Origin of the sequence: Litoreibacter sp. (assembly GCF_039974535.1) — a bacterium.
Taxonomy (GTDB): Bacteria; Pseudomonadota; Alphaproteobacteria; order Rhodobacterales; family Rhodobacteraceae; genus Litoreibacter.
In genome coordinates, this window is sequence record NZ_JBDWIU010000008.1 from 240,871 (window position 1) to 263,710 (window position 22,840).

Genomic DNA, 22,840 nt, shown 5'->3' on the forward strand with positions numbered 1-22,840 from the left:
CTCTAGTTGGTTTTGCGGTTCGGCCCAAAGGGCAGGGGAACGACAGGCACGCCGTCCTCCACAAGCGCTTTGGCGTCCTCGATTTTGGCCTGACCGTAGATGGAGCGTTCTGGCGCTGAGCCGTCATGCATGGCGCGGGCCTCGGTGACGAAATTGTCACCGACGTTCTCGGAGTTGGCCTCGACTTGCTCGCGCAGCTCTTTGACCGCCTGCTCGGCAGGCGAGGCGGGCGCGGACAATGGTTTTTCAGTGTCGGATGTGCGCACACGCGGAGCCATGATGGATTTTTGCACCTCGGTAGTGCCACAAACCGCACATGACACCATACCCGCGGCATGCAGCTTGTCGAAGGCGTCGGCGGACTGGAACCAGCTGTCGAAGCTGTGGTCTTTGACGCAAGAGAGGGCGTAGCGGATCATGTTGGGGTCCAAGGTCGAGGGCTATCGGTCGTTTAAGGGTAAGCCACCACATGGCGAAGACAAGCGTAAAGCGCTGCGGATGTGGTTCAGGACTTAAGTAAGGAGGCGTCGAAGGTCTTGATGATTTTGCGCAGCTCTGGTTCGCGCACACGGGCGGCGGCTTTCTTGAGGCTGAACCACTTGCGTTTGCGTTCTTTGCTTTCGGGCCAAACCTTTGCGGCGTTTTGTACTTTCAAAGGGAAGACGGACACGGCGCAGGTCAGGTCGTCGGTTTTGTCCATCAGCTTGAGGTAGGAATAGAGGCCAAGGCAGATGTTATAGGCTTTGCCCTCAACGCCCGCTTCCTCATAGGCCTCGATGGCGGCGGCTTGGGCGGGCGACATGTCTTCCATGGGCCAGCCCTTTGGGATGATCCAGCGGCGAGAATTGCGCGAGGTGATCAGCATCACTTGCGTCTCATCTTTGTGCGTTCTGAAGCAAAGTGCGCCGAACTGGGTGCGCACCTCCCGCTTATGGGACCCTTCCATCCGCAATGGCGGGTGCTTCAATTTGATCAACGACATAGCCTGCTCCGAATGGCGCATTTTCGCACCTTTGAGCCTAATTTAGCCTTAACAGCCCGAATTTCAAAGGCTTCTCGCTAAAGTTTTGGTGTTTCACCCGCCAAGACTTTCAAGAACCACGCGGTGTCGATGTTGCCGCCACATAGGATCACACCGCAGTTTTTGCCTGCCATGCGATCCTTTTCTTGCAACAATCCGGCCAGAGGGGCCGCGCCCGCGCCTTCGGCCACATTGTGGGTGCAGTGGTAATAGGCGCGGATGGCTTCGGCCACCTCGTCGTCGCTGACGGTGATGATCCGCTCCGCCCCTTTGGCGTAAATCTCATAGGCCTCCGCGACGGGGATGCGCACGGCCATGCCATCCGCGAATGTGTTTGGCGCGCTGGTCTCGATCATGCGCCCAGCCTCTACCGACAATTTGGCGGTCTGCGCGCCTTCCGAGACCACGCCCACCACCTTGGTCTTCAGCCCCAAGGCGTCACGGGCCAAAATGGTGCCGCAGATGCCCGAGCCACATCCGATAGGCACATAGATCGTATCCAGATCAGGCTGCGCGGTGAGCAATTCATACGCATAGGTCGCCACGCCGCGTACCAGCTCCTTGTGGAACGGGGGGACGATGAACAACCCTTGCTCAGACGCCACGCGGATGGCTTCGGCCTTGGCCTCGTCAAAGTCGGTGCCATGCTCCACTAGCTCTGCCCCGAAGGCGCGCATGGCGGCGTTTTTCTCTACCGAGTTGCCGTGGGGCACATAGACCAACGCCCGCAACCCCGCAGCGGTGGCCATTTTGGCCTGCCCTTGGCCGTGGTTGCCTTTGGTCGCGGTGCAAATGCCCGGCACATCGGGGTGCGTGCGGGTGAGCCAGTCAATGAAGGTGACCGCGCCGCGCATTTTGAACGCGCCGGTGGGGCTGTGGTTTTCGTGCTTGACCCATGTGGGCGTGCCGGTTCGGGCGTTCAGCATGGGCCAGCTATATTGGGGCGTGGCGGCCATGTGGCGGTAGACGAGGGCGCAGGCGTCCTCTAGCTCGGATTTGGTGAATGTCATCATAAGGGGCAGACTAACCGCGCCACATCGGGCCGCAAGTGGCATTTGGCCTTGCACCTGTCCGCACATTGCCCACAATCAGCTGCGATGTTCAGGCGTGTTTTCATAGCTTTGGCCTTTTGCTTGGCCCCATTGACCGCTTCGGCGGCGGACGTGGTGATCTTCGCGGCCTCTAGCCTGAAGACGGCGTTGGATGAGGTGACGCAAGGCCTGCCGGTGCGCATATCCTACGGGGGCAGCGGGTTATTGGCGCGTCAGGTGATGCAGGGCGCCCCTGCGGATATATTCTTTTCGGCCAATGAGGTGTGGATGGATGCCGCCGAGGCGGGCGGCGCTATTGAGGGCGCGAGCCGCGTTGATTTGCTGTCCAACTCCTTGGTGGTTGTGGGGCATGAGGCGGCGAGCCTGCAAGATGTGCTATCCGGCGATGGTCGCGTGGCGACGGGGCTTCTGGCCTCCGTCCCAGTGGGCATTTACGCCAAGGCCAGCTTGCAAGCGACAGGGCAGTGGGACGCCGTAGCGTCGCGCATCATCGAGACAGACAGTGCGCGCGCGGCCCTTGCTTTGACGGCACGCGGCGAGGTGCCGTTTGCCGTGGTTTATGCCAGCGACGCGGTGGCCGAGCCGTCGGTGCAGGTGATCCATGCTGTGCCTGCCGTGCCCGTTCTGCCGATCCGCTACCCGTTGGCGCTGACCACCCGCGCCTCCGAAGGGGCCGAGGCGGTGTATCAAATTTTGCTATCGGACGCCGCGCGGCAGGTTTTCACCGCGCATGGGTTTGGTGCGCCATGACGCTGGGGTTGGGAGAAGCGGAATGGGCTGCCGTGTGGCTGTCGCTGCGTGTGTCGGTTGTGGCGACGCTGGCGATCCTGCCTTTGGCCATCTGGGTGGCGCATCTTTTGGCGCGGCGCGAGTTTGTGGGCAAAGGCGTGCTGAACGCCGCGGTCCTATTGCCGCTGGTCTTGCCGCCGGTTGTCACGGGGTATTTGTTGCTGCTGACCTTCGGGACCCAAGGGGCCATTGGCGGCTTTCTGAGCAACATCGGCATCGTGCTGGCCTTCCGTTGGACTGGCGCTGCCTTGGCGGCGGCGATCATGGCGTTTCCCCTAATGGTGCGTGCGATCCGGTTGGGGTTCGAGGCGAGCGATCCGAAACTAGAGCAGGCGGCGACGACCTTGGGGGCCTCGCCTTGGCGGGTGTTCCGCACGATCACCTTGCCTGCGGCCTTGCCGTCAGTGATTGCGGGGACGGTGCTGGGCTTTGCCAAAGCGATGGGTGAATTTGGCGCGACGATCACATTCGTGGCCGCGATACCCGGGCAGACCCAGACCATCCCTTCGGCCATATACGCGTTCTTGCAGGTGCCGGGTGCCGAGACCCAAGCAGGTCGGTTGGTCGTGGTGTCCTTGATTATCGCGCTGGGGGCCGTGGCCCTGTCCGAATGGGTGGCGCGGCGCGTGGCGGGACGTGTGGGAAGGCGCAGATCATGAGCGTCTCGGTTCACATTAAACAGCAGCTTGGCGACTTCGCACTGGATGTGGCCTTTGAGAGCCAAGGCGGGGTCACCGCGTTGTTCGGGCCGTCGGGTAGCGGCAAAACCTCGGTGATTAATGCAATTGCGGGGCTGAGCACGCCGGATGCGGGGCATATCCGTGTCGCGGGGCGGACGTTGTTTGACAGTGCCACGGGGGAGGCCGTCGCGCCGCACAAGCGGCGTGTCGGGTATGTGTTCCAAGAACCGCGCCTGTTTGGGCATATGAGCGTGGCGCAGAACATCGAATACGGGCGACCCAACCTGTCCTATTCGACCAAGATGGATCCAGGCCTATCGGCGCTGGGGATTGAGCATTTGATGGACCGCTCCCCCCGCGATTTGTCGGGGGGCGAGGCGCAGCGGGTGGCCATTGCGCGGGCCCTAACGAGCCAGCCAAAAGTGCTGTTGATGGATGAGCCGCTGGCGGCCTTGGATGACGCCCGCAAGGCCGAGTTCCTGCCGTATCTGCAGGCTTTCGTGGAGCGGACCAACATACCGGTATTCTACGTCAGCCACGCGATGAGCGAGGTGGCGCAGTTGGCCGACAACTTGGTGGTGTTGCGTGGTGGGCGCGTCGCACGATCCGGCTCTTTGGGGGAAATCCTATCGGACCCCGCCGCGATATCTGACATCGGAGTGCGCGAGGCTGGAGCCATTATGGATGTCACCCTAACCACCGCAGACGGCAGCGACGGATTGAGCGAGCTGGCGACCAGCGCGGGGCGGCTGTTCTTGCCACGCGTCACCGCGCCCGACGGCAGCGCCATGCGCGTTCGCATCCGTGCCAGTGACGTGATCTTGTCGAAGGACAAACCGGACGGATTGTCGGCGCTCAATATTTTGCCCTGTACGGTGACACGCGTACATGAGGGGCAGGGGCCGGGTGTTGCGGTTGCGTTGCGCTCTGGTGACGATGTGCTGATGGCGCGGATTACCCGTCGATCTGCACGGGCGATGGGGCTACAAACGGGAATAAGCTGTTACGCGGTTATCAAGTCGGTGTCGGTTGCACCAATGGATTTGAGCGGTCGCGCAAACGTATAGCAGCGCCATATAGCAATTAAGAACAACGATTTGAGGCCCCCTATGAATGTCTTGCGTAATGTCATGGCGAGCTTGTTCCTTCTGGGGGCGACGGGTGCCGCAATGGCCGAGGGACGTCAGTCCTTGGGCTGGGGCAGCCTGTTTAACAACGACGCATTGGGCGATGATCATGACCGTTGGCGCAGCGCGTCATTGGTGGTGTCGCATGTGCGCGGCGAGGAGTGGAACGGCACGCGCCCCGATCGCTTTGGCGCGCTGATTGAGTACCGCTTTCGGGTGGAGATGATCACGCCAGAGAATGTCGCCACGCCGAATGCATCGGACCGTTTGTATGTGGGGGCGTTGTCATTCGGGGCGCATACCCATTTCCAAAAAGGTGCGGTCGAGATGAGCCTTGGGCTGGATGTGGTTGTGGTCGGGCCGCAAACCAATGTGGATCAGCTGCAAGACAGCCTGCATGGGCTGCTCAGCTCCTCTGGTGTGAATGTAGACGGGTCTCAGGTCGACAATGCGATCTACCCGACGTTGACCTTTGAAGCGGGGCGCGAGTTTAACTTTGGTGGCAACGGGAAGATACGGCCCTTTGTGGAGCTGCAAGCCGGTGCGGAGACCTTGGCGCGGGTTGGTGCAGACGTGACGTTTGGCGGCTTCGGGCGGGGGGCGCTGTTGCTGCGCGATAGCCCCACGGGGCAGCTTTATACCGGCGTGGCAGGGGAGCGTGCGCTTGGGTTGTCGATGATTTTGGGTGGCGACATCGCCTATGTGGCTGATAGCCAGTATCTAGATACGCCAGGCATCGTGCCCGAAGACATGCGTGCGCGGCTGCGGGCTGGATTGCACCAGCAATTCCGCAAGGGGTCGTTGTTCTACGGGGTGACCTACTTGAGCGAGGAATTTGAAAGCCAGCCCGAGGGACAGCTCGTCGGCTCGATTAGCGCAAGCCTGAATTTCTAATCGCTACCGGAAGGATGAGGCCAAAGGCGAACGAGTCCTCAAAGCAACAGGTTAACTGCAGCCCTTAACAATTTGTTAACACGCTCTATCCAGGTTCCGCCTTTCATGTTACCGCTTAAAAAAAAGACGACCAAAAATAAAAAAACTTGAGCAGGTAACGGACATGAAAACGGGCTTTCAAGGCACGTATGTCCTCACGTCAGACCAAATTCAGCTGGATGGTGCCGCATGTGCCCCAGACCAGTTGCCACAGGCCGGTCAGGTCTGGTCTTGGCACGGGGACGAAGTGCGTCTGGATGGGGCGCATACTCCATTAATTCTAACTGACCCTATTGGGGGCGACGATCTGCGACGGCGTGTTGCACGGGTGGTTGAGCGCAAGTTTGACCTTCCCGAAGGCGTTGATCTGGACATCGGTACCAGCAATGAAGCAGGCCCCGAGGGCTACGTGCTGACAGATGGCGCAATGCGCTTCACCTTGGTACCCATTCGGTCCTCGCGATTGCCCATCATTTTGTGGTGGTGTGCGGATGGTGTTCCATTGGCTGGGCGCGATTACCATGTGTCGTCCGTTCCGGGCGCAGACACTGTTGAGCGCCGCTCCAGCGACTTTGGCGGCGACGTTATCTGCTTCACCAAAGGCACCCGCATTCGCACACCCGAAGGCGAGACCCACGTGGAGAACCTGAACGTCGGCGACGTGGTTCAAACCAAGGATGACGGCCCGCAGGAGGTTTTGTGGATCGGCCATCGCCGCATGTCCGGCGCGCGCCTATATGCCATGCCCGAGATGCGCCCTATTCGTTTGCGCACTGGAGCGTTGGACAGCGAAATTCCTGACGAAGACCTGTTGGTCTCGCCGCACCACCGGATTTTATTCTCTGGCCCCAACGCGCAAGCGTTGTTCAATCAGTCTGAAGTGCTGGTTGCGGCATCTGACCTGATCAACGATCATTCCGTCTTTGTGGATCACGCGGTCAAAGAGGTGACCTATGTGCATCTTCTGCTATCGCGCCATCAGGTGTTATGGGCGAACGGCGTCGCAACCGAGAGCTACCACCCCGCCAACACCACCTTGAAAACGGTGGACGCGGAGCAGCGAGTGGGCTTGTTGCAATTGTTCCCCGACCTTAAGCGCGACCTTCACAGCTACGGCCCGTTTGCGCGTCGCAACTTGGACCGCTCGGAAGCGGCGATCTTGATGCATGATATGATCTAAGTTGGCGGCTTAATGCTTGGGGTGGCGCAGGAGTTGCGTGATTGCCTCGGCTGATCTTGTGAGGATATCCAACTGATCAACCGAGCGCGACATGATGCGCAACCCGACGTATTGGGTGACCAGCAGATCCGCGAGGGTCGCATGCTGCGAAGTTGGGATGTCGGAGGCGGCTAGGGCCGTTGAAAACCCGCCGTGCATTTGTTGCAGGCCAGTTTTTACGGCGGCGGCGATGTCTTCGTCATAAGAGCTTGGCCCCGCCGCAGCTGAGCAAAGCAAACAGCCCCGTTTGTCGCCCGAGACGACAGTGTCCACAATTCCCCCAAACATGGCTTCAATCCTTGCGGTGCCATCTGGGATGTCCTCTGCACTCAGAAATTCAACGGCCTGTGCGACGGCACCCTGCTCATACCGTTTTAACACACGTAGGAATAACGAGTGCTTATCCTTGAAGGCCTTGTAAAGGCTGCCACGGGTTAGACCCATGCCAGCCAGCAAGTCGGCGAGGGAGGCGCCATCGTAGCCGTGCTGCCAAAACACATTCATTGCGCGTTCTATTGCATCGTCGGGGTCAAACTCTCTGGGGCGGGCCATGCTGTTATCCTCAAGGTGTATTCATAGTATATACGGGTTTGGAACTGAATAGTACCCAATCACGAAGACGTGTTTTGTACCGAACGGTTCCTAACTGTAGGTAGTACCCATCCCCTCCGCATTGGCGGTGCTTCGGGCAACTATCTAAAGGACATAGACATGAAATCTCTCGTATCCAAAATCGCATTGGCGGCCGTAGCCGCAACCCTAATTTCTGCACCTTTGACAGCGCAGGCAGACGTGGCCGCAACTGGCACCTTTGAAGGCGCGAGCGATCACATCACAACCGGTGGCGTGTCTGTCTTCAAAACAGCTGATGGCGGTGCCTTGGTCATTCTGGACAGCGACTTCTCGCTGGACGGCGCACCTGATCCCCGCGTGGCATTTGGCAAAGACGGCAAACACGTACCGCTGACCGACCTTGGCATTCTGCAAAACCTGAACGGCACACAAGTTTACAAAGTACCTGCATCGGTGAACGTGGATGACTTTAATGAGGTCTACATCTGGTGCCTGCAATTTGCCGTGCCTTTGGGTGTCGCTCAGCTGAACTAAATCTCGCTAGCAAACCCGTTCACATGAAATAAAGGAAAACCGAATGTCGCTTAAGTTTATCACACCAAACATGCACGGCGTATTGGACTATATCGTTGGCGTAACACTGATCGCGGCCCCGTCTATTCTGGGTCTCGGAGCGTCCTCGATGATGGCCGTCTGGCTGTCCGTCCTAACCGGCGTTGCGGTGATTGTGATGAGCTTGATCACTGACTATCGGTTCTCCATCGCGAGGATCATCCCGTTTTGGTTGCATCTAAGCGTGGACGGGGTGGCGGCTGTCGTGTTCATCCTCGCTCCTTTCGTCCTAGGGTTCTCAGGCCTTGATATGGCCTATTACCTAGTCAATGGGGTGGCGGTTCTTGCAGTGGTCGGGCTGGGCCTGACAGTGCAACCCGACGCTGGTTCGCCAAGCTAGACGCGATCACTGAAAATGACGTAGGGAAGGGCGGCCGCATCGGTCGCCTTTTTCTGTTTTGGGCGGGCGGTGAGCGGTATGATATGGTATGTTAGCCGTGCCATATTGTTGGCCCCACCAATCTGAGACGGAATGATTTGTGAAAGCACTACCTACATTCATGGCGGCAGAGTTGATGCATGATGTGGTCTAACACCGTGGCCTTCTTTCGGGGGCATTGGCAGCTATTCGTGCTGATGTCGCTCATTGTCGTGTTGTGGTCGACGCCGGTTATGGTGCCCCTCAAAATCACGGTGGTCTTGCTGCATGAGTTATCCCACGGGGTGGTGGGGGTGGCGACGGGCGGATCAATTGAAAGCCTGACCATTTCCCCCCAGCAGGGCGGCCAAGTGATGTTGCGCGGTGGGTCGCGGTTTTGGACGTTGACGGCCGGCTACCTTGGCTCGTTGCTGATCGGGATGGGGGTTTTCTTCGCGGCGTTGCGCAGCACGTTGGACCGCGCGGTGGTGGCGGGCATGGGGCTGCTCTTTCTGGCGGTCGCGGCTTTGTATGTGCGCGATGCCTTTGCCTTGTTCTTTTGCGTCGGAGTGGCGGTTTTGCTTTTGGCGATGGCGCGTTGGCTGGACCACCGCATCAACGATGTTGTGCTGCGCGTGATCGGGCTGACCTCGATGATCTATGTGCCGTTTGATATCTTCTCGGACACCATCGCGCGGTCACATTTGCAGTCGGACGCATGGATGCTTGCGGATGAATTCGGGGGCACCACAATGCTGTGGGGCGGGCTGTGGTTGGTGCTTAGCCTGTTGGCGATCGGGGCAAGCCTGCGCTATGGGTTGGGGGCGTCTAGCAACATTGCTTTCAGCCCCGCTTCGAAAGCTGATTGACTCCCCCCCAAACCCGTCTATAAGCGCGGCTTCATTGGTGTTGGTGGCCCTCGCAAGAGGAACCCTGTCACTCCGGCAAAATCCGGGGGAAGGACAACGCCCTTCTAAAACATATAAGAAGGAGATCAGCGTATGACTAAACGTACCGCTGCCAAATACAAAATTGACCGCCGGATGGGCGAAAACATCTGGGGCCGCGCTAAATCCCCAGTAAACCGTCGTGAATATGGCCCCGGCCAGCACGGTCAGCGCCGCAAAGGCAAACTGTCTGACTTCGGTCTGCAGCTTCGCGCCAAGCAGAAGCTGAAAGGTTACTACGGCGACCTGACAGAGAAACAGTTCAAGCGTACATACGTTGAAGCTGCTCGTGTTAAAGGCGACACAGGCGAAAACCTGATCGGCCTGCTGGAGCGCCGCTTGGACGCAGTTGTTTACCGCGCCAAATTCGTTCCAACCGTATTCGCTGCACGCCAGTTCGTGAACCACGGCCACGTCACAGTAAACGGCAAGAAGGTAAACATCCCTTCCTACCGTGTGAAAGAAGGCGACGTGATCCAAGTGCGTGAGAAGTCCCGTCAAATGGCGCTGGTGATCGAAGCATCCCAACTGCCAGAGCGTGACGTTCCAGAGTACATGGAAGTTGACCACTCCAAAATGGCCGCGACTTTCGTTCGCACACCAGGTCTTGGCGACGTGCCATACCCTGTTGTGATGGAACCAAACCTCGTGATCGAATACTACGCGCAGAACTAAGCTTCTGCAGCGTCGAGTTTCAAAGGCCGCCCTTCGGGGCGGCCTTTTTCGTTGAGTAACACCCGCGTGAGAATCGCCGCTCGCCACGCCAACTGATTGCCCGAGCGAGCGAAGATGTCGCAGTTTGAGGATTTGGTGCATTGGACTTAATTCGGTGGGCCCAGCTTACAGTTCGATGCTAGTATCCTTGGGTGAGGGTGGCCGCAGCATCGCAGTAAGTCGATGTCGTTGCTGTTTATTTACAAGGTTTACAAAATTATTTACCCGCTGACTGCTGTTTAGACAAATAAATTTACAAAATTTTCAATCAATCCCCGCTACTTGACGGCAATCGTGAACCTTGCGTGTTATAAGCGCAGACAAGGGAGTGGGTTCTATTCAGTTAGAACATGAGGCTTGAGGGGCCTTATGGGCTCGCTCCGTGCACAGAATTTGCGGAGGACACTATGACGACCCCATCCAATCCAGACACGACCTATGCGCCAGATCCGGCGTTCGCCAAAGCTGCCCATGTCGATGCGGCTGGCTATGAGAAGATGTACGCGGCTTCTATGGCCGATCCTGATGCCTTTTGGGCCGAGCAGGGAAAGCGCTTGGATTGGATCAAGCCGTTCACTCAGGTGTCGGACGTGGATTTCACCTTGGGCAACGTCAGTATTAACTGGTACGCGGATGGCACGTTGAATGTGGCCTCCAACTGCATTGACCGCCATTTGGTGACCCGCGGCGACCAAACCGCGATCATTTGGGAACCCGATGACCCAAGCAAGGATGACGCCAAACACATCACCTATAAGGAGCTTCACAGCTCGGTCTGCAAAATGGCCAATGTGTTGGAAAGTCTGGGTGTGCGCAAAGGCGACCGCGTGGTGATCTACCTGCCGATGATCCCTGAGGCGGCCTATGCGATGCTCGCCTGCGCAAGGATTGGGGCGATCCATTCGATCGTATTCGCCGGCTTCTCGCCAGATGCTTTGGGTGCGCGGATCAACGGGTGTGACGCCAAAGTAGTGATCACGGCTGATCATGCGCCACGCGGCGGGCGCTCTACGCCATTGAAATCCAACGCGGACAAGGCCTTGCTGCACTGCAAGGACAGCGTTCATTGCTTGGTGGTCAAGCGCACCGGTGAGCAAACCACATGGACCGACCGGGATCATGATTACAACGAATTGGCGATGGAGGCGTCTGACGTCTGTCATGCGGCGGAAATGAGCGCCGAAGACCCGCTGTTTATTCTATACACCTCCGGCTCGACTGGGCAGCCCAAAGGGGTTGTGCATTCAACCGGCGGTTATCTGGCCTATGCGGCGATGACGCATCAGTACACATTCGACTACCATGATGGCGACATCTTCTGGTGCACGGCGGATGTGGGCTGGGTCACGGGGCATAGCTATATTGTATACGGTCCACTGGCCAATGGCGCGACGACCATCATGTTTGAGGGCGTGCCAACCTACCCAGACGCGGGGCGCTTCTGGGACGTGTGCCAAAAGCACAAGGTCAACCAATTCTACACCGCGCCAACCGCTTTGCGCGCGTTGATGGGGCAGGGCGACAGCTATGTTGAAAAATACGATCTGAGCGACCTGAAGGTTTTGGGCACCGTGGGTGAGCCCATCAACCCAGAGGCGTGGACGTGGTATTACAACATTGTCGGCAAGGGCAAAGTTCCCATCGTGGATACGTGGTGGCAGACTGAAACCGGTGGCCACCTGATGACGCCGCTGCCGGGGGCAACCAACTTGAAGCCCGGCTCGGCGCAGCAGCCGTTCTTTGGCATCAAACCGCTGGTTCTGGACCCGCAATCTGCAGAAATCATCGAGGGTGACAACGTTGAAGGCGTGCTGGTTATCGCCAATTCTTGGCCGGGTCAGATGCGTACTGTTTGGGGGGACCACGAGCGGTTCGAGAAGACCTACTTTAGCGACTACCCCGGTTACTACTTCACCGGTGACGGCTGTAAGCGCGATGCGGATGGCGACTACTGGATCACGGGGCGTGTTGACGATGTGATCAACGTATCTGGCCACCGCATGGGCACGGCCGAAGTTGAAAGCGCCCTTGTGGCACATGGCAAAGTCGCCGAAGCCGCCGTTGTGGGTTACCCGCATGACATCAAAGGGCAGGGCATCTACGCCTATGTCACCTTGATGAACGGCGAAGAGCCGACAGAAGAGCTGCGTAAGGAGCTGGAGGTTTGGGTGCGCTCCGAGATTGGGCCGATTGCCAAGCCGGACCTGATCCAATGGGCGCCAGGCCTGCCGAAAACACGCTCGGGAAAAATCATGCGCCGCATTTTGCGCAAGATCGCCGAGAATGATTTCGGCGCGTTGGGCGATACCTCGACCTTGGCGGAACCTGCGGTTGTGGATGATCTGATTGCCAACCGCATGAACCGGAAAGACGCGTAATGGCGGGAGCTGAGGATCGTGCGCCCGTTTTGATCTTGCTGGGGCCTCCGGGTGCTGGCAAGGGCACTCAAGCGCGCAAGCTGGAAGAAGGCTTTGGCCTTGTGCAGCTGTCCACGGGTGATTTGCTGCGTGCGGCGGTTGCTGCGGGCACGGATGCGGGCAAAGAGGCAAAGGCGGTGATGGAATCCGGCGCGCTGGTCAGCGACGAGATCGTTTTGGCGATCCTCAAAGATCGGTTGGCTGAGGAGGATTGCGCCAAGGGCGTGATCCTTGACGGCTTCCCGCGCACCACGGTTCAGGCCGAGGCGCTGGACGGCTTGCTAGAGTCCTCTGGCCAACGCATCAACGCGGCCATCTCTCTGGATGTGGATGATGCGCGCATGGTGGACCGCATAGCTGGCCGCTATACCTGCAAGGGCTGCGGGGAGGGGTATCATGATACGTTCAAAACCCCCGAGGTAGCCGGTGTCTGCGACAATTGCGGAAGCACGGATATGGTGCGCCGTGCTGATGATAACGCGGAAACCGTGGCCTCGCGCCTTGAGGCGTATCACGCGCAAACCGCGCCGCTGATCGACTACTACGGCGGCAAGGATGCATTGGTGCGTGTTGACGCAATGGGCGAGATCGGCGCGATTGCCAGCAAACTGGGCGCGATTGTGGATCAGGTGTCCGCTTAGGGTTGGTTGCCGGATAGTGACGTATTGAAAGGGCGCATCTAGGTGTGTCCTTTCTTCGTTTATGGCGTTGCGTCACCGCTTAAGCACTTATCCAGCAGTGCATTCAGCTGATCTTGTTCCGCGTGGCTCAATGCGCTGGTCAATTGCTCTTGTGTGGCGACATGGGCGGTCACCACCTCGTCGATAATAGCATGACCGCTTGCGGTTAGCCGCAAGTGGAGGCCGCCTGTCTCAACTCTAACTTTCACGGCTTGGCATATCTGGGCTTCATAGGGGCCGCGTTGACCTATGTCATATGGCTGAACGGCATCGCGAAAATTCAACCAACTTCGATATCGCTTTTGGGGTTATTGAGCCCATTGTCGGTCACGTTCTTGGGGTGGGTTTTCCTGACAGAGCGTTTGAGTGTTATCCAAGCCTTTGGCGCGGTTTTGGTGCTGTCGAGCGTATTCTTCGGGCAATATGTCTCGCAATTGAGGAGATCATGAAGAGTGCGCGAAAGCACAAGGTCTGTTCAACGGGTCTTTCCACTCGCCAAGCCGGACACGGAGGCGTAAGGCTGATTTATGCTCGGTGATAACCTCAAACGTATGGACCTTGATCAGGCCAAGGCGCTGCCCTTCTTGCGCCAGCCTGTGTTTTTGCTGTTCCTCATGGCCATCGCCATGCCATTGGCCTTTTCGACGTGGTTGGCGCTGCTCAATAACTTTGTAATTGAGGTGGCGGGATTTACCGGTGTGGAAATTGGATGGCTGCATTCCGTTCGCGAAATTCCAGGGTTCTTTGCCATTGGGGTGATCTTCTTGATTATCTATGTGCGCGAGCAATTGCTCGGCTTGATCTCGCTGGTCTTGCTGGGTGTGGCCACTGCGCTGACGGCCTATTTTCCACAATTTAGCGGCATCTTGATGCTGACCTTGCTGTCGTCGATCGGGTTTCACTACTACGAGACGGTCAATCAGTCGCTGCAACTGCAATGGATCGACAAGGACAAAGCCCCGCAGATGTTGGGTTGGCTCACGGCGGCGGGGAGTATGGCCTCACTGGTGGCCTACGGATTGCTGGTGCTGACGTGGAAGGCGTTTAACTTAAGTTACGAGGTCGTCTACCTCGCAGCTGGCGGCATCACCGTTTTGATTGCGGTTTTCTGCCATTATTACTTCCCGCAGTTTGAGGCCCCGCATCCGCAGAACAAATCTATGGTGCTGCGTAAGCGTTACTGGCTCTATTACGCGCTGCAGTTCGTGTCGGGCGCGCGCCGCCAAATTTTCGTCGTCTTCGCGGCCTTCATGATGGTGGAGCGGTTCGGCTTCGAGGTTCATGAGATCACGGGGCTTTTCTTGATTAACTACGTGGCGAACATGATTTTCGCCCCAATGATCGGGCGCGCCATTGGTCTTTACGGCGAACGCAAGCTGCTGATCTTTGAGTATGTCGGCCTGACGTTGGTATTCTTGGCCTATGGCGGCATTTACTACTTCGGCTGGGGCGTGGTGTTGGCGGCGGGGCTGTATGTGGTAAACCACCTGTTCTTTTCCATGGCGTTTGCGTTGAAGACCTACTTCCAGAAAATCGCCGACCCTGCGGACATTGCGCCCACGGCAGCAGTGGCCTTCACCATCAACCATATTGCAGCCGTCTTCTTGCCTTTCGTGTTGGGATATATGTGGGTGAACTCGCCGGCATCGGTCTTTGTGGCGGCGGCGGGCATGGCGGTGACCTCGCTTGTCTTGTCGATGTTGATCCCGCGCCATCCGGAGCCTGGGCATGAAACCATCCTCAATCGCTTCAACGGCACGCCGGCGGAGTAACCCGCAGGGGTTGCGCTATTGCGGGGAGGGGCCTAAGCGATTGGCAACCTCAAGGAGCCTTGCCCAATGCCGATCACATACACCGCCCTGACGACCCTTATGGGGGAACCTGCTGCCCAAGCTTTGGGCGAGGCTTTGGAGGCGTTGGAGCCTGCGCCAACCGGCGTTGGCGTGTTCGAGGTCGAGGATGGATCTGGCCTGTGGGAAGTGGGCGGCTACTTCCTTGATCAGCCCAATGACGTGGAGTTGGCATTGCTGACCGCTGCGCATGGGGCGAAGACTTTCGTGGTGTCGGAAATCCCCGAGACCGATTGGGTGGCCCATGTGCGCCGCGAGTTGGCACCGGTTGAGGCAGGGCGCTTCTTTGTGTATGGCAGCCATGACGCGGATCAGGTGCCGTCGGATAAAGTGTCGCTGTTGATCGAGGCGGCGATGGCGTTTGGGACAGGGCACCACGGCACCACGCAGGGCTGCTTGTTGTCGCTGGAGGATTACGTCGCTGAAGGTGGCCACGCGAAGAACGTCATCGACGTGGGCTGTGGCACGGCCGTTTTGGCAATGGCGGCGGCAGCCGTTTGGGGCGACGTGGTGATTGCCTCCGATATCGACCCCGTAGCTGTTGAGGTCGCAGAGGTGAACGCCACCGCGAATGGTATGGCGGATAAGGTGAACTGCCTAGAGGCCATCGGATTTGGCCATGCGGACATCACAAAAACCGCGCCGTTTGACCTGATCTTTGCAAACATCCTCAAAGGTCCGTTGATCGATTTGGCCCCTGATATGGCGCAGAATTGCGCGGCCAAGGGCACGATCATTTTGTCTGGTTTGTTGATTGAGCAAGCTGAAGACGTGCAATCGGTTTACGAGGCGGCGGGCTTCGAACTGTCGCAAAGACGCGACATAGGCGAATGGACTGCGCTGAGAATGTGTAAAAAATAGGTTTTTTGTAGGAGTTCTTGGGCTTTCCTGCTAGCCAATGTTGTAAATGTGCAATTCATAAGCACTGGAAGCAGTTTTGGCAGATATAAATAAGGACCGTTTTTCAGAGCGGTTGAATGCGATTCAGAAAAAGAACGACCCCAAAAAAAAGGTCGTGCGCAAGGTCAATAGTGATGGCCTTGTGGTCGAAGTTACGAAAACTCGACGCAAAAACCTGATCCCGTTTAAGAGCCTCATCACCATCATATTGATTTTGGTGCTTCTCAAGGGGTTTGTGTATACGCAGCTAGGCGGTGAAGAATACAACCGCCGCATCGAAACCTTGAAGCAAGGGCAGAGCATTGAGGTGGTCGCCGCATTTCTTTTGAGGGCGGATGCCTCGACAGAGACCGTCGCGCGTGGATTGAGCGTCGTTCTTCCCCTAAATTAACCACTCATTGAAATGAAAAAGGCCACTCCCAAGGAGCGGCCTTTCGAATTGCTAGATAAGAATTCGACTTATTTGATGTTGAACAGATCGCCACGGTTCAGACCGATGTCGTCCAATTCACGTGTGGACAGTGAGGACAGCGCGTTGCGTGTGATGCGACGGTCATTCCATGCGGCAACTGCTCCTGTGATTGTGGAGAAGAAGCCCTGTGCATCGGCGCGGACGCCTTCGTTCAGCGAGCGGGTGGTTTCAATTACAGCCATGCGAGTCGTCCTTTTATGAGAGTGCCCAAATCTTGGGCGGTTTGTGTTTCTAAGCCGCATTTAGGCTTCGAATATGGGTCTCACAAGACTGATTATTGCATGCCTCCTATGCATTTTCTGCATATGTCGAGTTTGGCGTTAACTCCCTTTAAAATATGGCTAAAACTGGATCGAGATGGTGTCGTGAATAGCGCTTTTTGTGACGATTTTGACCCTCGAGACGTGGCCGTGATTTGATCGCGACATTGCGCTGTCGTTTTCGATCCAAACCTGCGGTATTGGCAAGTGTTCTCGTTTCGTGCTACTTGTGGCGCAAGAACAACAAAAAAGAGCAGGCCATGCGCGTCATAGGGATTGATCCGGGGTTAAGGAACCTTGGGTGGGGAGTGATCGACACAGACGGATCACGTATTTCGCATGTCGCGAACGGAGTTTGTAACTCCTCCACGGGGACACCATTGGGGGAACGCCTGATGAGCCTGCACGAGCAACTGACCGATGTATTCAACACCTATGCACCCGAGACTGCTGGCGTTGAGCAAACCTTCGTCAACAAAGATGGCGCGGGCACCCTGAAGCTGGGCCAAGCACGCGGGATTGCGATGCTAGTGCCAGCACAAGCGGGGATCAGCATTGGCGAATATGCCCCCAACAAGATTAAGAAAACGGTGGTCGGCGTCGGCCACGCGGACAAGACCCAAGTGGCGCATATGGTTAAGATGCAATTACCGGGCGTGGTCCTAACAGGGCCAGACGCCACCGACGCCTTGGCCATCGCCTTGTGCCACGCGTTTTATTCGCGCACTGGGAACACATTATCCGCAGCATTGGCGAGGGCAGGGGCATGATTGGCAAACTCACAGGACGGCTAGACTACCGCGCGGCGGATCATGTTTTGATAGACGTGGGCGGTGTGGGCTACATGGTCTACTGCTCGGAGCGCACAATGGCGGTGCTGCCAAACGCAGGCGAGGCGGTGTCGCTATTCACCGAGTTATTGGTGCGCGAAGACCTGTTGCAGCTCTTTGGCTTCACCACTTTGATTGAGAAAGAATGGCACCGCTTGCTGATGACTGTGCAAGGCGTCGGCGCCAAGGCCTCCATGGCGATTTTGTCGACGCTTGGGCCTGACGGCGTGTCACGTGCGGTAACTTTGGGCGACTGGAATGCGATCAAAGCAGCCAAGGGCGTTGGCCCCAAGACGGCGCAAAAAGTGGTGTTGGAGCTGAAAGACAAGGCCCCGAAAGTTATGGCGATGGGCGGCAGCTTGGCGGCGGCACAAGGCGAGGTTGTAGCCGCTCCACAAGGTAAGGACGCGGACGACGACGTGATCGAGGCGATAGCACCCTCCAATGCCTCCACGCAGGCCGAAGCCCTGTCGGCGCTGACCAACCTTGGCTACGCCCACGGCGACGCGGCAAGTGCGGTGGCGCAAGCGGCGGGCGATGGTGCGGATGACACCGCAACCTTGATCCGTACAGCGTTGAAGCTGTTGGCCCCGAAAGACTAACGTGTGAAGCTTCCTCTGGAAGAACGCCCGCCCCTGCGGCATAGAGATAGACATGAACGAGCCTGACCCAACATTGCGCCCCGAGGAACGCCCGGGGGATGCCGACCGCGCGCTGCGCCCTCAGGGGCTTGATGAATTCATCGGGCAGGCGGAGGCGCGGGCGAACCTTAAGGTGTTCATCGAGAGCGCCAAAACCCGTGGCGAGGCGATGGACCACACGCTGTTTCATGGTCCCCCTGGTTTGGGCAAGACCACGTTGGCGCAGATCATGGCCCGCGAATTGGGCGTAAACTTCCGCATGACCTCGGGGCCGGTTTTGGCGAAAGCGGGCGATTTGGCGGCGATCCTGACCAATTTGGAAGCCCGCGACGTCTTGTTTATCGACGAGATCCACCGCCTCAATCCGGTGGTCGAAGAAATCTTATATCCCGCGCTTGAAGACTTTGAACTGGATTTGGTGATTGGCGAAGGGCCGGCGGCGCGCACGGTGCGCATTGAGCTGCAACCCTTCACGCTTGTGGGCGCGACCACGCGGCTTGGGCTTTTGACCACGCCTTTGCGCGACCGCTTTGGCATCCCGACGCGGCTACAATTCTACACCGAGGCCGAATTGCACGAGATCGTGCGCCGTGGCGCGCGCCTGCTGGGCGTGCCTTGCGAGGACGACGGGGCGCTGGAGATTGCACGCCGCGCCCGTGGCACACCGCGTATTGCGGGGCGCTTGCTGCGCCGCGTGGTGGATTTTGCGATTGTTGAGGGCGGCGGCAAGATTACCCGCGCCTTGGCGGATGGTGCGTTGACGCGGTTGGGTGTGGATCATCTGGGGCTAGATGGTGCTGACCGCCGGTACCTGCGCTTAGTTGCCGAGAATTACGGCGGTGGCCCTGTGGGGATCGAGACCATGTCAGCGGCCCTATCTGAAAGCCGCGACGCGCTTGAGGAGGTGATCGAGCCTTACCTGCTGCAACAAGGTCTGATACAGCGCACCCCGCGTGGGCGTATGCTGACGCAAAAGGCGTGGACCCATTTGGGGCTGGACGCGCCTAAGATACGAAACGACTTGTTTGAAGGATAAGCTGCCCGTGGTTTTTGAAGTAACAGCGCAAAGCGTGGAAAAGATGTTCACCCGCGCGGATGGGGCTTATCAGTTTGCCCGCTGGGGCCGCCCGATTGCCCCTGTGGCCTTCGGGGTAGAGGACAGCACCATGTCGTTGTTGAAGGACGCCATTGATGCGGTGTGCCGTTTGGCCAAGCACGAGATGGCGGAGACGGATCCTGAGTTGGGGTCCAACTTTATGGTGTTCTTCATGCGCGACTGGCAAGAACTGGTCGACACGCCGAACCTCGACAAAATGATCCCCGAGCTAGGCCCGCTGGTGGAGCGCCTGCAAAAAGCGGATGCGAACCAATACCGATTGTTCCGCTTTGACGAGGACGGGGCGATCAAGGCCTGCTTCGTGTTCCTGCGCATGGATGATGCGATGGCCGAAGTGGCGGCGGATACCTTGTTATTGGGGCAGGTGGTGCAATCCATGCTGCTGTGGTCGGAGGACGCGTTCGCGCAGACCTCCCCGCTGGCGCTGACGGGGGACAATGTGGCGATCTTGAAGCCCGACGTCGCGAATGTGATCCGTGCAGCCTATGATCCGGTGATGCCGGTGGTGGCAAGTGATGCGTCGCATGCCTTGCGGATGGCGGCACGGGTTGGGGCCTTGGTCTCTTGAGGGAGGCGCTACGCCGCAAGGCCATAGCCGTTTGTGACGATAAAATTGCCAAGAAGGGTGACGGCGTGGGGCTGTCATTCTACGCGTTCTTTCACAACAAGAACGACACGCCTGATGCGTTGATGGAGGCGGCACGCTGGTGGATCGAGACGCATAAGCTTGACCACTTCGAGAAGGCCGTGAAAATCCGCGCTATGATTGAAGCGGGGGAATAAGATGCCACACAGCTTTTCATTGCGGGTCTACTACGAGGACACGGACCTCGCGGGGATTGTCTACTACGCCAACTACATGAAATTCATCGAGCGCGCCCGCAGCGAATGGGTGCGCGAAATCGGCGTGGATCAAGTGGCGTTGAAGGCCGAGGCGGGCATCGTTTTCGCTGTGCGCCGGCTGGAGGCAGATTACCTCGCCCCCGCCAAATTCGACGACATGTTGGACGTGGTGACCGAGGTGAAGGACATCTCGGCGGCGCGTATTACGCTCACGCAAGATGTCATGCGCGGCAATGATGTGCTGTTTAAATCCGTGGTGACCCTTGTTTGCTTAGGCGAAACGGGCCGCCCGTCGCGTCTTCCGGCGGATATTCGCCAGTTGATGCAACGGTAACGGGAATTTTTCTGCCCTTCGCGCGTCATATATAGCAATGCAGTGCTATTGCGGCTATTCTAATGCCAATCAAGCCGCACAAAGCGGTAATAACAAGGCGAGCAGGTTTTATGGAAGCTGAGGCAATCGGCCTAGCCAGCGACGTTGACTTTTCAGTCACGGCGCTTTTTTGGCGGGCAACAATCATCGTTAAACTAGTCATGTTGATGCTTATCGGAGCCTCCTTCTGGGGCTGGGCGATCATCGTGCAAAAGTTCATCAACTATCGCAAAGCGCGCGCAGAGGCCGAAGAGTTCGACCGCGCGTTCTGGTCGGGTGAACCCCTAGACGAGCTATTTGAGAAAGTGGGCGCGGACCCAAGCGGCGCGTCGCAAAAGATTTTCGCGGCGGGCATGTCTGAATGGCAGCGCTCCCATAAAGACGACGGTCAGCTGATTGCAGGGGCTACCGCGCGTATCGACCGCTCTATGGATGTGGCGATTGCCAAGGTTGAAGAGAACCTGAACAACGGGCTGACCTTCTTGGCGACCGTGGGGTCTACCGCGCCATTTATCGGGCTGTTCGGCACCGTTTGGGGCATCAAACACGCTTTTGAAGAAATCGCTATCGCGCAAAGCACCAACCTCGCGGTTGTGGCACCAGGCATTGCGGAAGCTTTGGTCGCGACGGCCTTGGGGCTGGTTGCGGCGATCCCTGCCGTGATCTTCTACAACAAGCTGTCGACTGACGCGGACCGTATCATGTCCAGCTACGAGGCCTTCGCGGACGAATTCACCACGATCCTATCGCGCCAGTTGGACGCTTAAGCCATGGCGGGCGGAACCATCCAAGGCGCGTCTTCGGGCGGGCGTCGGGGCAAGCGTCGCAAGGGCGGTGCGAAGCCTATGTCGGAAATCAACGTGACGCCCTTCGTGGACGTCATGCTGGTGTTGCTGATCATCTTTATGGTGGCGGCCCCATTGCTGACCGTCGGCGTGCCGGTGGAGTTGCCTAAAACCGCAGCCTCCGCCTTGCCGCAGGAGCAAGAAGAGCCACTGACCATCACCGTCGAGGCAGACGGGCAATTGTCGATCCAGAACACGCCAATTGAAGATGATGATTTGATTGGTCGTTTGCAGGCCATCGCGGCGGAGCGGGACGACGACAAGGTTTTCCTGCGGGCTGATGGCTCCATCCCTTACGAGCGAGTGGTCCAAGTTATGGGCGCGTTGAACAATGGCGGGTTTTCCAACATTGGTTTGGTGACGGACACCGGCGGCCCTTCGCTTAACGGGCAGGGCGGGTAACGCGTCATGCGCATGTCCGCAAATACCGGCACATATGTGTCCGGCATGGGCCACGCGGCCTTCATCCTCTACCTGATGGTGGGGGGCTTCTTCGTGTCGCGTGAAACGGATCTGGACGTGCAAGTGAGCAATGTCTCGATCATCTCGGGCGAAGAATTTGAGGCGATTGAGGCGCAATCCAAAGGATCGCCAGAATTGCCGCCCGCGCCAGATGCCCCTGCGGAAGTAGAGGAGCCTGCCCCCGCGACGGAGGCAGAGACACCGGTGGAGCCAGAGCCGGAGCCTGCCCCAGCTGTAGAGCCTGATCCAACTCCTGCGCCTGAACCCGATCCCGAGCCTACGCCGGAACCGGCCCCAGTTGAGCCTGCACCGGCGGAACCCGATCCGGTCGAGCCGGAACCCGTTGAGACGCCAGTAGAGCCAGAACAGCCAGACGCGCCAGAGGTGGACGGCACGCCGGGGGCTACGATCATTTCGCCAAATGCGCGCCCCGTGCCGCGCCCTGCTGTCCGCATCTCTGACACCGTTGTAGAAGAACCTGAGCCAGAGGTTGAGGTCGCAGGCGAAACCCAAGCCGAAACTGCCCCCGCCCCAGATCCAGCACCCGTGGAAGAGACGCAGGAAGAAACCGCGCCTGAGCCGCAAACGACCGAGATCGTGACCGAAGCGGATGAGCCATCAGACGCCGCGCCGACCAAATCCGCGCGACCGGGCCGGAAGCCGACACCCCCTGCGCGCCCCGCGACGCAAACGGCTGAGACGACAACGCCGAGCCTTGCTGATACCATCAAAAGGGCGGTGGAGGTCGCAAACGAAACCCAGACGGTAGACGATAACGTAAATCCCGGTGGAGGCACTGGCGCTCCTATCACGCGCCAAGAGAAGGGCACCTTCATCTTGGGCATCCAGAAGTGCTGGAATGTCGGGGCCTTGGGTACAGATGCTTTGGCCGTTTCTGTGGTCGTGGGCTTCCAGATGGAGCAAGATGCCACGCCGATTGTGGGCTCGATCAAGTTGATCTCGTCGAAGGGCGGCAGTGGGGACGCAGTCAACCGGGCCTATGAGGCTGCACGCCGCGCGATTATCCGCTGCGGGGCCAATGGGTATCCGCTTCCCCTCGACAAATATAACCAATGGCGCGAAGTTCAGGTGAGCTTCAACGCGACGAACAAAGAAATAAGATGA

30 protein-coding genes are annotated in these 22,840 nt (G+C 58.2%); 24 read left to right on the forward strand and 6 right to left on the reverse strand.

The features are described 5' to 3' along the window. Positions 1-2: 2 nt before the first annotated feature. The 3 genes from ABJN86_RS07190 to ABJN86_RS07200 all read right to left on the reverse strand — a co-directional run bounded on the left by ABJN86_RS07190 (position 3) and on the right by ABJN86_RS07200 (position 2,076). Complete coding sequence (locus tag ABJN86_RS07190) at positions 3-419, reverse strand: DUF1178 family protein (protein WP_348365877.1); 417 nt, start codon at positions 417-419, stop codon at positions 3-5. Positions 420-505: 86 nt separating this feature from the next. Further along, on the reverse strand, positions 506-982 hold the full coding sequence (locus ABJN86_RS07195) for an NUDIX hydrolase (protein WP_348365879.1): 477 nt from the start codon (positions 980-982) through the stop codon (positions 506-508). A 77-nt stretch (positions 983-1,059) separates the two neighbouring features. Continuing rightward, a complete protein-coding gene (locus ABJN86_RS07200; protein WP_348365880.1) occupies positions 1,060-2,076 on the reverse strand; it encodes a threonine dehydratase in 1,017 nt (338 codons plus the stop codon). Positions 2,077-2,154: 78 nt separating this feature from the next. On the opposite strand from ABJN86_RS07200, the gene modA reads away from it, so the two are divergent. The 5 genes from modA (at position 2,155) to ABJN86_RS07225 (ending at position 6,782) form a co-directional block, all read left to right on the forward strand. Next, positions 2,155-2,823, forward strand: coding sequence for a molybdate ABC transporter substrate-binding protein (gene modA / locus ABJN86_RS07205; RefSeq protein ID WP_348365882.1), 669 nt, complete (start codon positions 2,155-2,157; stop codon positions 2,821-2,823). Then, on the forward strand, positions 2,820-3,521 hold the full coding sequence (gene modB / locus ABJN86_RS07210; RefSeq protein ID WP_348365883.1) for a molybdate ABC transporter permease subunit: 702 nt from the start codon (positions 2,820-2,822) through the stop codon (positions 3,519-3,521). The genes modA and modB overlap by 4 nt, the downstream gene beginning before the upstream one ends. Then, a complete protein-coding gene (gene modC, locus ABJN86_RS07215) occupies positions 3,518-4,609 on the forward strand; it encodes a molybdenum ABC transporter ATP-binding protein (RefSeq protein WP_348365885.1) in 1,092 nt (363 codons plus the stop codon). The genes modB and modC overlap by 4 nt, the downstream gene beginning before the upstream one ends. Before the next feature lie 42 nt (positions 4,610-4,651). Then, complete coding sequence (locus ABJN86_RS07220) at positions 4,652-5,563, forward strand: lipid A-modifier LpxR family protein (protein WP_348365886.1); 912 nt, start codon at positions 4,652-4,654, stop codon at positions 5,561-5,563. A 163-nt stretch (positions 5,564-5,726) separates the two neighbouring features. Further along, a complete protein-coding gene (locus ABJN86_RS07225; protein ID WP_348365888.1) occupies positions 5,727-6,782 on the forward strand; it encodes a Hint domain-containing protein in 1,056 nt (351 codons plus the stop codon). Positions 6,783-6,791: 9 nt separating this feature from the next. Here the strand turns inward: ABJN86_RS07225 and ABJN86_RS07230 are convergent, their stop codons facing one another. After that, positions 6,792-7,373 (reverse strand): TetR/AcrR family transcriptional regulator, encoded by a 582-nt coding sequence (locus ABJN86_RS07230; protein ID WP_348365890.1) that lies wholly within the window; start codon positions 7,371-7,373, stop codon positions 6,792-6,794. A gap of 159 nt (positions 7,374-7,532) precedes the next feature. Here ABJN86_RS07230 and ABJN86_RS07235 point away from each other — a divergent pair, with 159 nt between their 5' ends. The 6 genes from ABJN86_RS07235 to ABJN86_RS07260 all read left to right on the forward strand — a co-directional run bounded on the left by ABJN86_RS07235 (position 7,533) and on the right by ABJN86_RS07260 (position 13,083). Further along, entirely contained in the window at positions 7,533-7,928 is a 396-nt protein-coding gene (locus ABJN86_RS07235) for a DM13 domain-containing protein (protein WP_348365891.1), read from the forward strand. A gap of 43 nt (positions 7,929-7,971) precedes the next feature. Beyond that, positions 7,972-8,346 carry a hypothetical protein gene (locus ABJN86_RS07240; RefSeq protein ID WP_348365893.1) on the forward strand — a complete coding sequence of 125 codons (375 nt, stop codon included), beginning with the start codon at positions 7,972-7,974 and terminating at the stop codon, positions 8,344-8,346. A 179-nt stretch (positions 8,347-8,525) separates the two neighbouring features. Further along, on the forward strand, positions 8,526-9,233 hold the full coding sequence (locus ABJN86_RS07245) for a M50 family metallopeptidase (protein WP_348365895.1): 708 nt from the start codon (positions 8,526-8,528) through the stop codon (positions 9,231-9,233). 132 nt (positions 9,234-9,365) lie between these two features. Continuing rightward, positions 9,366-9,986, forward strand: coding sequence for a 30S ribosomal protein S4 (rpsD, locus tag ABJN86_RS07250; RefSeq protein ID WP_348365897.1), 621 nt, complete (start codon positions 9,366-9,368; stop codon positions 9,984-9,986). 446 nt (positions 9,987-10,432) lie between these two features. Continuing rightward, positions 10,433-12,403, forward strand: coding sequence for an acetate--CoA ligase (gene acs / locus ABJN86_RS07255; RefSeq protein WP_348365899.1), 1,971 nt, complete (start codon positions 10,433-10,435; stop codon positions 12,401-12,403). Beyond that, positions 12,403-13,083 carry an adenylate kinase gene (locus ABJN86_RS07260; protein WP_348365901.1) on the forward strand — a complete coding sequence of 227 codons (681 nt, stop codon included), beginning with the start codon at positions 12,403-12,405 and terminating at the stop codon, positions 13,081-13,083. The genes acs and ABJN86_RS07260 overlap by 1 nt, the downstream gene beginning before the upstream one ends. 59 nt (positions 13,084-13,142) lie before the next feature. Here ABJN86_RS07260 and ABJN86_RS07265 read toward each other — a convergent pair whose 3' ends face one another. Next, positions 13,143-13,298 (reverse strand): hypothetical protein, encoded by a 156-nt coding sequence (locus ABJN86_RS07265; protein ID WP_348365903.1) that lies wholly within the window; start codon positions 13,296-13,298, stop codon positions 13,143-13,145. Between ABJN86_RS07265 and ABJN86_RS07270 the strand changes: the two genes are divergently transcribed. From ABJN86_RS07270 to ABJN86_RS07285, 4 genes are all read left to right on the forward strand, one after another. Then, positions 13,299-13,571 carry an EamA family transporter gene (locus ABJN86_RS07270; RefSeq protein ID WP_348365905.1) on the forward strand — a complete coding sequence of 91 codons (273 nt, stop codon included), beginning with the start codon at positions 13,299-13,301 and terminating at the stop codon, positions 13,569-13,571. Between the two features lie 78 nt (positions 13,572-13,649). Further along, positions 13,650-14,894 (forward strand): MFS transporter, encoded by a 1,245-nt coding sequence (locus ABJN86_RS07275; protein WP_348365906.1) that lies wholly within the window; start codon positions 13,650-13,652, stop codon positions 14,892-14,894. Between the two features lie 66 nt (positions 14,895-14,960). Then, entirely contained in the window at positions 14,961-15,833 is an 873-nt protein-coding gene (locus tag ABJN86_RS07280) for a 50S ribosomal protein L11 methyltransferase (protein WP_348365908.1), read from the forward strand. Positions 15,834-15,909: 76 nt separating this feature from the next. Then, positions 15,910-16,263, forward strand: a complete 354-nt coding sequence (locus ABJN86_RS07285; RefSeq protein ID WP_348365910.1) for a hypothetical protein — start codon at positions 15,910-15,912, stop codon at positions 16,261-16,263. A gap of 68 nt (positions 16,264-16,331) precedes the next feature. Here the strand turns inward: ABJN86_RS07285 and ABJN86_RS07290 are convergent, their stop codons facing one another. Then, positions 16,332-16,526, reverse strand: a complete 195-nt coding sequence (locus tag ABJN86_RS07290; protein WP_348365912.1) for a DUF1127 domain-containing protein — start codon at positions 16,524-16,526, stop codon at positions 16,332-16,334. A gap of 338 nt (positions 16,527-16,864) precedes the next feature. Between ABJN86_RS07290 and ruvC the strand changes: the two genes are divergently transcribed. From ruvC to ABJN86_RS07335, 9 genes are all read left to right on the forward strand, one after another. Next, entirely contained in the window at positions 16,865-17,374 is a 510-nt protein-coding gene (ruvC, locus tag ABJN86_RS07295) for a crossover junction endodeoxyribonuclease RuvC (RefSeq protein WP_348365913.1), read from the forward strand. Then, positions 17,371-18,036: a Holliday junction branch migration protein RuvA gene (gene ruvA / locus ABJN86_RS07300; RefSeq protein ID WP_348365915.1), complete on the forward strand. Its 666-nt coding sequence runs from the start codon at positions 17,371-17,373 to the stop codon at positions 18,034-18,036. Before ruvC ends, ruvA begins: the two co-directional genes overlap by 4 nt. A gap of 52 nt (positions 18,037-18,088) precedes the next feature. Continuing rightward, on the forward strand, positions 18,089-19,111 hold the full coding sequence (gene ruvB / locus ABJN86_RS07305; RefSeq protein ID WP_348365916.1) for a Holliday junction branch migration DNA helicase RuvB: 1,023 nt from the start codon (positions 18,089-18,091) through the stop codon (positions 19,109-19,111). A gap of 43 nt (positions 19,112-19,154) precedes the next feature. Next, the gene (locus ABJN86_RS07310) at positions 19,155-19,760 is read left to right on the forward strand and encodes a hypothetical protein (protein ID WP_348365966.1); all 606 of its coding nucleotides are present in this window, start codon (positions 19,155-19,157) and stop codon (positions 19,758-19,760) included. Then, complete coding sequence (locus tag ABJN86_RS07315) at positions 19,757-19,975, forward strand: DUF6500 family protein (protein ID WP_348365918.1); 219 nt, start codon at positions 19,757-19,759, stop codon at positions 19,973-19,975. The genes ABJN86_RS07310 and ABJN86_RS07315 overlap by 4 nt, the downstream gene beginning before the upstream one ends. Position 19,976: 1 nt before the next feature. Then, a complete protein-coding gene (gene ybgC / locus ABJN86_RS07320) occupies positions 19,977-20,369 on the forward strand; it encodes a tol-pal system-associated acyl-CoA thioesterase (protein WP_348365919.1) in 393 nt (130 codons plus the stop codon). Between the two features lie 110 nt (positions 20,370-20,479). After that, a complete protein-coding gene (gene tolQ, locus ABJN86_RS07325) occupies positions 20,480-21,175 on the forward strand; it encodes a protein TolQ (protein ID WP_348365921.1) in 696 nt (231 codons plus the stop codon). 3 nt (positions 21,176-21,178) lie between these two features. Continuing rightward, complete coding sequence (gene tolR / locus ABJN86_RS07330; RefSeq protein ID WP_348365923.1) at positions 21,179-21,655, forward strand: protein TolR; 477 nt, start codon at positions 21,179-21,181, stop codon at positions 21,653-21,655. A gap of 12 nt (positions 21,656-21,667) precedes the next feature. After that, entirely contained in the window at positions 21,668-22,840 is a 1,173-nt protein-coding gene (locus tag ABJN86_RS07335; RefSeq protein WP_348365925.1) for a hypothetical protein, read from the forward strand.

Coding starts and splice junctions, on each gene's coding strand:
- ABJN86_RS07190 (WP_348365877.1), bottom strand. CDS start 419: ATGATCCGCTACGCCCTCTCTTGCGTCAAAGACCACAGCTTCGACAGC.
- ABJN86_RS07195 (WP_348365879.1), bottom strand. CDS start 982: ATGTCGTTGATCAAATTGAAGCACCCGCCATTGCGGATGGAAGGGTCC.
- ABJN86_RS07200 (WP_348365880.1), bottom strand. CDS start 2,076: ATGCCACTTGCGGCCCGATGTGGCGCGGTTAGTCTGCCCCTTATGATG.
- modB (WP_348365883.1), top strand. CDS start 2,820: ATGACGCTGGGGTTGGGAGAAGCGGAATGGGCTGCCGTGTGGCTGTCG.
- modC (WP_348365885.1), top strand. CDS start 3,518: ATGAGCGTCTCGGTTCACATTAAACAGCAGCTTGGCGACTTCGCACTG.
- ABJN86_RS07220 (WP_348365886.1), top strand. CDS start 4,652: ATGAATGTCTTGCGTAATGTCATGGCGAGCTTGTTCCTTCTGGGGGCG.
- ABJN86_RS07225 (WP_348365888.1), top strand. CDS start 5,727: ATGAAAACGGGCTTTCAAGGCACGTATGTCCTCACGTCAGACCAAATT.
- ABJN86_RS07230 (WP_348365890.1), bottom strand. CDS start 7,373: ATGGCCCGCCCCAGAGAGTTTGACCCCGACGATGCAATAGAACGCGCA.
- ABJN86_RS07235 (WP_348365891.1), top strand. CDS start 7,533: ATGAAATCTCTCGTATCCAAAATCGCATTGGCGGCCGTAGCCGCAACC.
- ABJN86_RS07240 (WP_348365893.1), top strand. CDS start 7,972: ATGTCGCTTAAGTTTATCACACCAAACATGCACGGCGTATTGGACTAT.
- ABJN86_RS07245 (WP_348365895.1), top strand. CDS start 8,526: ATGATGTGGTCTAACACCGTGGCCTTCTTTCGGGGGCATTGGCAGCTA.
- rpsD (WP_348365897.1), top strand. CDS start 9,366: ATGACTAAACGTACCGCTGCCAAATACAAAATTGACCGCCGGATGGGC.
- acs (WP_348365899.1), top strand. CDS start 10,433: ATGACGACCCCATCCAATCCAGACACGACCTATGCGCCAGATCCGGCG.
- ABJN86_RS07260 (WP_348365901.1), top strand. CDS start 12,403: ATGGCGGGAGCTGAGGATCGTGCGCCCGTTTTGATCTTGCTGGGGCCT.
- ABJN86_RS07275 (WP_348365906.1), top strand. CDS start 13,650: ATGCTCGGTGATAACCTCAAACGTATGGACCTTGATCAGGCCAAGGCG.
- ABJN86_RS07280 (WP_348365908.1), top strand. CDS start 14,961: ATGCCGATCACATACACCGCCCTGACGACCCTTATGGGGGAACCTGCT.
- ABJN86_RS07290 (WP_348365912.1), bottom strand. CDS start 16,526: ATGGCTGTAATTGAAACCACCCGCTCGCTGAACGAAGGCGTCCGCGCC.
- ruvC (WP_348365913.1), top strand. CDS start 16,865: ATGCGCGTCATAGGGATTGATCCGGGGTTAAGGAACCTTGGGTGGGGA.
- ruvA (WP_348365915.1), top strand. CDS start 17,371: ATGATTGGCAAACTCACAGGACGGCTAGACTACCGCGCGGCGGATCAT.
- ruvB (WP_348365916.1), top strand. CDS start 18,089: ATGAACGAGCCTGACCCAACATTGCGCCCCGAGGAACGCCCGGGGGAT.
- ABJN86_RS07310 (WP_348365966.1), top strand. CDS start 19,155: ATGTTCACCCGCGCGGATGGGGCTTATCAGTTTGCCCGCTGGGGCCGC.
- ybgC (WP_348365919.1), top strand. CDS start 19,977: ATGCCACACAGCTTTTCATTGCGGGTCTACTACGAGGACACGGACCTC.
- tolQ (WP_348365921.1), top strand. CDS start 20,480: ATGGAAGCTGAGGCAATCGGCCTAGCCAGCGACGTTGACTTTTCAGTC.
- tolR (WP_348365923.1), top strand. CDS start 21,179: ATGGCGGGCGGAACCATCCAAGGCGCGTCTTCGGGCGGGCGTCGGGGC.
- ABJN86_RS07335 (WP_348365925.1), top strand. CDS start 21,668: ATGTCCGCAAATACCGGCACATATGTGTCCGGCATGGGCCACGCGGCC.